Below are 7,317 nucleotides of genomic sequence, written 5' to 3'. Positions count from 1 at the left end.
TTCCCCTATGGCATACCTGTTGCACCCCCGCGGCCTCCCATAGCACGGGGAACCCGCAACAGGGGAGGGGACGGATGCAGGACGAACGCAATCTCGGGGGCGGAAGCGGAAGCTCCGGTCTCGGTTCGGCCGGCGGGACGGGGAGCGGCACCGGCGGTCTTGGCGGTGGCGGCAGTCTGTCGGGCGGAACCACGAGCGCCGGAAGCACCGGCGGTCTCGGAAGCACCACGGGCGGCGCGTCCACGTCGGGCGGCAGCACGAGCGGCCTGGGCGGCACCACGGGTGGCGCCTCCGCGTCGGGCGGCAGCACGGGCGGGATGGGTGGCAGCACCGGCGGGCTGGGCGGCGCTTCGGCGGCGGCCGGCGGCACGGGCACCACGACGGGCGGAGCGAATCGCCTGGGCGGGCTGGACCAGCTGCAGAACACGCTGGGCGACCTGGAGCAGCGCGCCGACCAGTTCATGGACCAAGCCGCGGAGCAGCTAGAGAACGCCGCGGACCAGCTGGGCAGCATTGCCGACCGCGTTCCGCAGCGGGGCGTGGGTGCGCGTGCCGGGGCCCTGGGCCACAGCACGGCCGACACGCTGGACGCCGTCGCCCGCTTTCTGCGGGACAACGACACGGCCACGCTGCAGCGCGAGCTGGGAACCATTATCGCCAATCGCCCGCTGAGCACGCTGCTTCTGGCGGTGGGCGCCGGCTTCGTGGTCGGCAAAGTGCTGCGCTAACCCCAGGAGGACGGCATGGCGGAGCTGCATGTAACCCCGGGCCGGACGGGTGACGGACCGGCGCCGGGCGGGTCGGAGCCGGGTCTCGGCGACCTGATCCGGACACTGGCGCAGGACAGCGCCACCCTCGTCCGCCAGGAAGTGGCTCTGGCCAAGGCGGAGCTTCAGGAGAACGTCAAGAGCGTGGCCCGCGACGTCGCCATGGTGGCGGTAGGCGGCGTGCTGGCCCTGATCGGCGTCCTGGTGCTCATCGCGTTCCTGGTGATCGCGGTAGGCGACGCGGTGGATGAATACTGGCTCGGCGCCCTCATTGTGGGCGCGGTGTTTCTGCTGATCGGCGGCCTGCTCGCCCTGAGCAACATGAAGAAGCTCAAGCACGAGAGCGTGGCGCCGACCCGCACCCTGGAAACGATCAAGGAGGACAAGCAATGGCTGCAGAGCGAGATCAAGCAGGCCAAGAAGGATCTGGCATGAGCGGCGCCGGACGCGACAACGCGGGCCTGCGCGCGGGCACCAGCGGTGGGTCCTCCATGGGCGACCGCGGCCTGGGCGACGCCCAGGTGCACTCCGGGCTGCACAGCGGCGGGGGTGACCAGTACTCCGGTCTGGCGTTCGCCGGGCAGGAGCAGGGCGGGGGACGGCTGAGTGGCGCGGCGGGTGCCGTGCGCGACAAGGCCGAGAACCTGAGCGGTGCGGCACGCAACGCGGCCGGCACGGTTGGCGGCGCCGCCTCCACCGCCAAGGAGGCGGTGAGCGGTGTGGGGAGCAAGGCGCGGCAGGTGCTGCAGAACCGCGGCTTTGTGGACCGCATCCGCGAGAACCCGCTCCCCGTGCTGGGCGTGGCCTTTGCCCTCGGCTTCATTCTGGCCGGCAACGACGACGCCGACGACGGCCGTCCGCTCACGCCGGCCGGCCGCGCACGCCGCGAGCTGCGCGGCGCGCTGACCGCGGGGCTGAGCGCGGGCATCGCGCAGGGCGCCCGCGGGTTCTTGAACCAGGCCGGCTCGCAGAGCGGCGGGTTTGTGAACGACCTTCTGGAAGGTCTGCTGAGCCGCGTGGGCGGCCAGGCCGAGGCCCTGTTCGGCGGGGGCTCGTCTTCGGGCGGGAGCTCGTCGGCCGGACGCAGCGGCGGCGGCTACGGCGGTTCGGCCCAGGGTGGCCGCACCGGCGGAGCCTCGTCCACGGCGGGCCGCACGGGCGGCTCCACCGGCGGCGCGGGGATGAACCGCGGCACCGGCGGCATGTCGTCGGGCGCGGGGCGCACCGGCGCGGCGGGAACGCACCGGCCGCCCAGCCATCAGGAAAACCTCTGACGGGATGGCCGAGGCCGGCTATCGCGTGACCGGACGGGTGCAGGGAGTGGGGTTCCGCTGGTGGACCCGCTCCCTCGCCACCCGGCTGGAATTGACGGGCACCGTCCGCAACATGCCGGACGGTGCCGTCGTCGTACATGCCCGAGGAGCGGAGGACACCCTCGCGCGTTTCCATGTGGAACTCGCCGACGGACCGCCGGGCGCCCGCGTGGATTCCGTGCAGCCGCTCCCGTTCTCAGCGGCGGGGGTGGTCGACGGCGAGTTCGTCATCCTTCGCTGAAATCCGAAACAAATCCGAACAAATCCGGCTCGCGAGATTGCGTTCTGGCGCAAGATCGCATTCCTGGGAATCCTCCGGGCTGACTACGGGACTCCCGCGCGGGAAAACGCATTCTCGCCCAAAATCCGGATCCGGGCTGCCGGAACAGCGGCTCAGACGATGTTCCACGTGGAACAGGCCGGCTTCCGCATGGAGGCCGGCCTGTTTCGTCTGCCACATGGCAAGCTGGACGATAATCTACTCTGGACCCGCGGACACCCGGCCCGGTGTGCGGTCCGCCGTAGCACGGGCGGTGCGGACCACCTCGGCGGGGTAGCCCGCGAACTCCAGCAGGGTGAGCGCATTGCGCGTGGAGGCGGCGCCGGGGCGCAGCAGGTAGTCGAAGCAGAGCTCCCCGTTCTGCACCTCTTCGCGAAAGTGCCAGAACTCCCATCCGTCGCCCAGCAGGTCCAGCAGCTCCAGATCGTGCGTGGACGCCATCACCAGGTGCGGGCCCGCGTTCAGGTACTCGAGCACGCCCCGCGCGGCGGCCACCCGCTCCACCGTGTTGGTTCCCCGAAAGATCTCGTCCAGCACGAACAGGTGCTGCGGCCCCGTGGCGGCAACGGCCAGCAGCTCTCCCACCGCGTGTACCTCCGCCTGAAAGTAGCTGCGCCCCTCCATCAGGTCGTCGCGCCGGCCGATGAAGCTTCGCACGGCCAGCACGGGTGCCCGGTAGCCCGCGGCGGTGCAGGTGTACATCGTTTGTGCGAGGATGGCGTTCAGCGCCAGCGCCCGGATGAACGTGGTCTTGCCCGACGCGTTGGAGCCGGTGATGAGCAGGCTGTGGTCGTCCAGCCGCAGGTCGTTGGGGGTGCCCTCCGGCAGCAGGGGGTGGCGAAGGCCGTGCACCTCGATCCGCTTCTGCGGCGCCACCAGCTCCGGCGTGCACGGCGATGCCAGTCCGGCGCGCCACGACGCGACCGCCAGGGGCGCATCCACCCGGCCCACGGTCTCGTGAATCAGGCGCACATCCCCAGTGCGCGCGACGAGCTGCGCGGCGGAGAGTGCGTACGCGTTCACATCCAGCAGCGTGATCACGTTCACGTACGCCACCACGGAGCCCGCGAGCTCGTCCGGCGACTCGAAGCGCAGGTACCCGCTGGTGCGGCGCAGGCGGTCGCACCGGGCGAGCGCCGCACGCAGTTCCTCCACCGAATCCGTAGGCAGCACGCCGGGCGCGGCGGCGAGGGCGTCGGCCACGGCGAACAGTTCCCGCAGCGCGCGCACGGGCTCCACCAGCGCCGCGATGCCCTCCCGGTGCCGCTGCTGCAGCGTCAGGTTGATGAGGATCGTGGAGCCGAGCACCGCCGCGCCCGCTGGCGGAGCGACGAAAAAGAGCGCGATGCCGAGGGCCGCCGCCAGCGGCAGCAGGGGAAACAGACGGTGCCCGCGAGGGAGGGGCGGCAGCTCGTCCAGGAACAGGTTGGGGAGCGCGGCGGCCGAGCGGGACTGCAGCCCCACGAGCGCGCGCTGCGCGGCCCGGCGCAGGCCGGGGTCGTCCGCAAAGCGCCGGACCTCGTCATCCAGCTCGCGCAGTGCCGCGGGATCGGGGAGCGGGGTGCGCAGCTGGTGATACAGAAACTGCTGCCCGGTGACGGTGCGGGTGTGATCCATCCAGGCGAACAGCTCATCCCCATCCAGGTCGTCCCACGTCCCGTCGTCCACCCACGGGCCGCCCTCCAGCTCCAACCGCCGATGGTGATACGGGGCGATGAGCGCCAGGTCGCCGGGCCGCTCGCGGGGGGCGCCCCAGCGGTCGTTGGCGGCGCGGGCGGCGGCACGGGCCCGGAGCTCGTTGCGCAGCGCGACGAAGCCCACCAGCGCAACGGCCGCGGCGAGCACCGCGGCAGCAATGGACGGCACGGATGACATCGGGGTCAGGCTTTGGGGGACGGCAGGGAGGGAGGGCGTGCGGACGGGCTACTTGCCCACGCAGAAGGAGCCGAAGACGCGGTCCAGCACGTCGTCCACGCTCACGACGCCCACCAGGTCTTCCAGCGCGCCGGCGGCGGCGCGCAGGTGCGTGGCGGCGAACTCCATGGGCACCTCGTCGTCCAGCGCGGCGACAAAGCCGGCGATCTCCTCCCGCGCCGTGCGCAGCGCGCGAGCATGCCGTTCGCGCGTGACCAGGGGCGCCTCCGCGGGCTCGGCCAGCAGCGCGCCGAACGCCGTACGGAGCAGCGCCTCTCGGAGTTCCGGCAGCCCGGCGCCGGTGGAGGCGGAGACGTGGATCCCGTCCCCGTGATCCGTGGCCGGGTCCTCCCGCCGGTCCGCCTTGGTGCGGACCAGGAGCGTGCGCCCGGAGGGGAGCGTCGCGAGAAACAGCGTCTCCTCGTCATCCAGCGGCCGCCCCGCTTCGGCCAGCACGAGCACCAAGTCCGCGGCGGAGAGGTAGCGACGAGCCACCTCGATCCCCATCCCCTCCACCACGTCGTCCGTGGTGCGCAGGCCCGCCGTGTCGACAAGGCGGAACGGGTAGCCCTGGATGGAAAGGGTGGACTCCAGCGCGTCGCGCGTGGTGCCCGGGATGTCGGTCACGATGGCGCGCTCCGTCCCCAGCAGCGCGTTGAACAGCGACGACTTGCCCGCGTTCGGCCGGCCGGCCAGCACGGTGAGCGCGCCGTCCCGCAGCAGCTCGCCCTCCGGCGCGGTGCGGAGCAGGGCATCCAGCCGCGCGATCAGCTCCTGCGCCGAGGCGCGGATGCGGGCGGGGGGAACGGGCGGCTCGTCTTCCTCCGGAAAATCGATGGCGTAGGCGATGAGCGCCTCGGTGCCGATCACCGCGTCGCGCAGGTCCGACACGCGGCGGGAGAGGCCGCGCTCCATCTGGTGGACGGCGGCGCGGTGCAGGGCGGGGGAGCGCCCGTCGATGAGGTCGGCGACGGCCTCGGCCTGCAGCAGGTCCAGCCGGCCGTTCAGGTACGCTCGGCGGGTGAACTCCCCCGGCTGGGCGGGGCGCGCGCCCGCGGCGAACAGTGCGTCCAGCACCAGCTGCGGCGTAAGCACGCCGCCGTGCGTGGCGATCTCCACGGTGTCCTCGCCCGTGTAGCTGCGCGGGGCGGGGAACCAGGTCACCAGCGCGCGGTCCAGCAGTTCGCCCGATTCCGGGTGACGGATGGCGGCCAGGCGTTGCAGGCGCGGCTGCGGATCGTTCAGCGCGGGAGCGATGCGGCGCAGCACGTCCGCGGCGCCGGGGCCAGAGAAGCGCAGCACGGCCACCGCGCCTCGCCCCTGCGCCGTGGCGATCGCCGCGATGGTATCCGCCGAAAGAAGAGACGAGTTCATGCCGGATGATGGCGGCGAACCGGCCGCGTGGAAAGGTGTTCGTAGCTGTGAGCGCCGCTCGCGTTTCCGCGCGGTCCCGGAGTGGCCTCCACCATGTAAAAAGCGGAGGTACAGAGGAACAGAGAACTGCCAGAGATACAGAGGACGGATCAGGGTTCCTCTGTTCCTCTGGGCTTTTCTCTGTTCCTCTGCAATTTCGCTGTTTCAGGGAAGCGTCGACACGAAACGATGGCCGGCGCTGGAAGAGTAATCCGGAATACGAAGCGCCCGCCCCGGGATCCGGAGCGGGCGCCGATTCGTTCAGCCGCGGAGCGTCACTTTTTCCGGCGGCGGGCGGGGATGGTGTGCATGGACGACATCTTGGCGCTCTGCCTGGCCTGCGCCTCCTTTTCCGCCTTCTGCGCTTCCGTGACCCGGCGCCGCTCCTTGGCGATCAGCACCTGCTGCGGGAACGAGGCGATGTTGGTGGCCGCATAGTACAGGTTCAGCCCCGACGGCATGGCGAAGAACACGAAGCCCATCATGAGCGGCATGGTGTACATCATCATCCGCGTCTGCTCGTTCTGCTCCATCCCGCTCAGCTTGGTGCTCACGTACTGCAGCCCGAACATGCTGAACACCAGGAACAGCGGCAGGATGTAGAACGGATCCCGCAACGACAGGTCCGGCAGCCAGGCGAAGTGCTCGCCGCGGAACTCGATGGCGCTCTGGAACACGAAGAAGAGCGTGATGAGCACCGGCATGGGAATCAGCATCGGCACGCACCCGGTCATCATCGAAAGCGGGTTCACGCCCAGTTCCGAGTACAGCGCCATCATGGCCCGGTTGAGCGCGGCCGGATCGTCCTTGTGCTCGTCCTGCAACGCCTTCATGCGCTCCTGCAGAACGGGCTGCACGGCCATGTTCTTCATCTGCGACCGCATGGCCCGGGCGTTCAGCGGCCACGTCACCAGGCGGACCAGGAAGCCGAAGATGACCAGCACCCAGCCCCAGTGCAGCCCCAGCGTGGTGTGCATGGCATTCAGCAGCCAGAGCACGCCGGCGCTGATGGGGCGCACCACGGGGCGCAGCCAGCGGTACCCGTACGGCTGCACCTCTTCCAGCTGATGGCCCACCGCCGCCAGCCGCGCGTGCTGCAGCGGCCCCAGGTACGCCTGCTGGCTGAACCCGCCGTCGGCTCCCAGCGGCTGCACCGCGCGGGCGCGGGCGCGCGGCGAGATGAGCGTGTCGGCGCCGATGGTGTAGGTCACGTCCTTGGACGGATCCATCAGCACGCGGGTAAAGCTGCCCCGGTCGTCGTTCAGCAGGGCGATGAGGAAGTAGCGGTCCTTGATCCCCGCCCAGCCCAGCGGGCCGGCGAGGGTGTCCGGCGCCTGGATGCCGCGCAGGGGAATGCGCTCCACCCGCTCCTGGTTCCACCCCACCACGTTCAGTTCGCGCGCCGTGCCGTGGTCCTTGGCGTCGTGCGGCGCCATTCCCGTCCCCAGCTCGGTAACGAGCTGCGCCCCGCGCGGCGCGCCCAGAAAGCGGCCGCGGATGCCGACCAGGTAGCCGTCCGCGTGAAAGGTGTAGGTGATCTCCTGCCGCACCGGGCCCGCGTTGGCGCTCACGAAGGTGAGCTCGCGCGGCCGGTCGCCCTCGCGCAGGTCGATGGACGCGGCGCTGGCGG

7 protein-coding genes are annotated in these 7,317 nt (G+C 71.1%); 4 read left to right on the top strand and 3 right to left on the bottom strand.

Annotated features, from left to right (window positions below; translation table 11 throughout):
* Window positions 1-74 precede the first annotated feature (74 nt).
* From VF665_RS20285 to VF665_RS20270, 4 genes are read left to right on the top strand one after another with little or no spacing between them, the layout of a single operon-like run.
* Window positions 75-728, top strand: coding sequence for a hypothetical protein (locus VF665_RS20285; protein ID WP_331055285.1), 654 nt, complete (start codon window positions 75-77; stop codon window positions 726-728).
* Window positions 729-743: 15 nt separating this feature from the next.
* Entirely contained in the window at window positions 744-1,202 is a 459-nt protein-coding gene (locus VF665_RS20280; RefSeq protein WP_331055284.1) for a phage holin family protein, read from the top strand.
* Window positions 1,199-2,041 carry a hypothetical protein gene (locus tag VF665_RS20275; protein ID WP_331055283.1) on the top strand — a complete coding sequence of 281 codons (843 nt, stop codon included), beginning with the start codon at window positions 1,199-1,201 and terminating at the stop codon, window positions 2,039-2,041. Before VF665_RS20280 ends, VF665_RS20275 begins: the two co-directional genes overlap by 4 nt.
* Before the next feature lie 4 nt (window positions 2,042-2,045).
* The gene (locus VF665_RS20270; protein WP_331055282.1) at window positions 2,046-2,321 is read left to right on the top strand and encodes an acylphosphatase; all 276 of its coding nucleotides are present in this window, start codon (window positions 2,046-2,048) and stop codon (window positions 2,319-2,321) included.
* A 237-nt stretch (window positions 2,322-2,558) separates the two neighbouring features.
* Here the strand turns inward: VF665_RS20270 and VF665_RS20265 are convergent, their stop codons facing one another.
* The 3 genes from VF665_RS20265 to VF665_RS20255 all read right to left on the bottom strand — a co-directional run.
* Entirely contained in the window at window positions 2,559-4,226 is a 1,668-nt protein-coding gene (locus VF665_RS20265) for a MutS-related protein (RefSeq protein WP_331055281.1), read from the bottom strand.
* 57 nt (window positions 4,227-4,283) lie between these two features.
* Window positions 4,284-5,648 (bottom strand): tRNA uridine-5-carboxymethylaminomethyl(34) synthesis GTPase MnmE, encoded by a 1,365-nt coding sequence (mnmE, locus tag VF665_RS20260; RefSeq protein ID WP_331055280.1) that lies wholly within the window; start codon window positions 5,646-5,648, stop codon window positions 4,284-4,286.
* 314 nt (window positions 5,649-5,962) lie between these two features.
* A partial coding sequence (locus VF665_RS20255) for a YidC/Oxa1 family insertase periplasmic-domain containing protein (RefSeq protein WP_331055279.1) occupies window positions 5,963-7,317 on the bottom strand: 1,355 nt, incomplete at its 5' end.

This window comes from Longimicrobium sp. (assembly GCF_036387355.1).
GTDB lineage: Bacteria > Gemmatimonadota > Gemmatimonadetes > Longimicrobiales > Longimicrobiaceae > Longimicrobium.
The sequence above is the reverse complement of the archived record's forward strand: the minus strand, read 5'-3'. Positions and strand labels throughout refer to the sequence as shown.

Bases quoted from the DNA above. Each gene is read 5' to 3' on its own strand.
- VF665_RS20285 (WP_331055285.1), top strand. From the start codon at position 75: ATGCAGGACGAACGCAATCTCGGGGGCGGAAGCGGAAGCTCCGGTCTC.
- VF665_RS20280 (WP_331055284.1), top strand. From the start codon at position 744: ATGGCGGAGCTGCATGTAACCCCGGGCCGGACGGGTGACGGACCGGCG.
- VF665_RS20275 (WP_331055283.1), top strand. From the start codon at position 1,199: ATGAGCGGCGCCGGACGCGACAACGCGGGCCTGCGCGCGGGCACCAGC.
- VF665_RS20270 (WP_331055282.1), top strand. From the start codon at position 2,046: ATGGCCGAGGCCGGCTATCGCGTGACCGGACGGGTGCAGGGAGTGGGG.
- mnmE (WP_331055280.1), bottom strand. From the start codon at position 5,648: ATGAACTCGTCTCTTCTTTCGGCGGATACCATCGCGGCGATCGCCACG.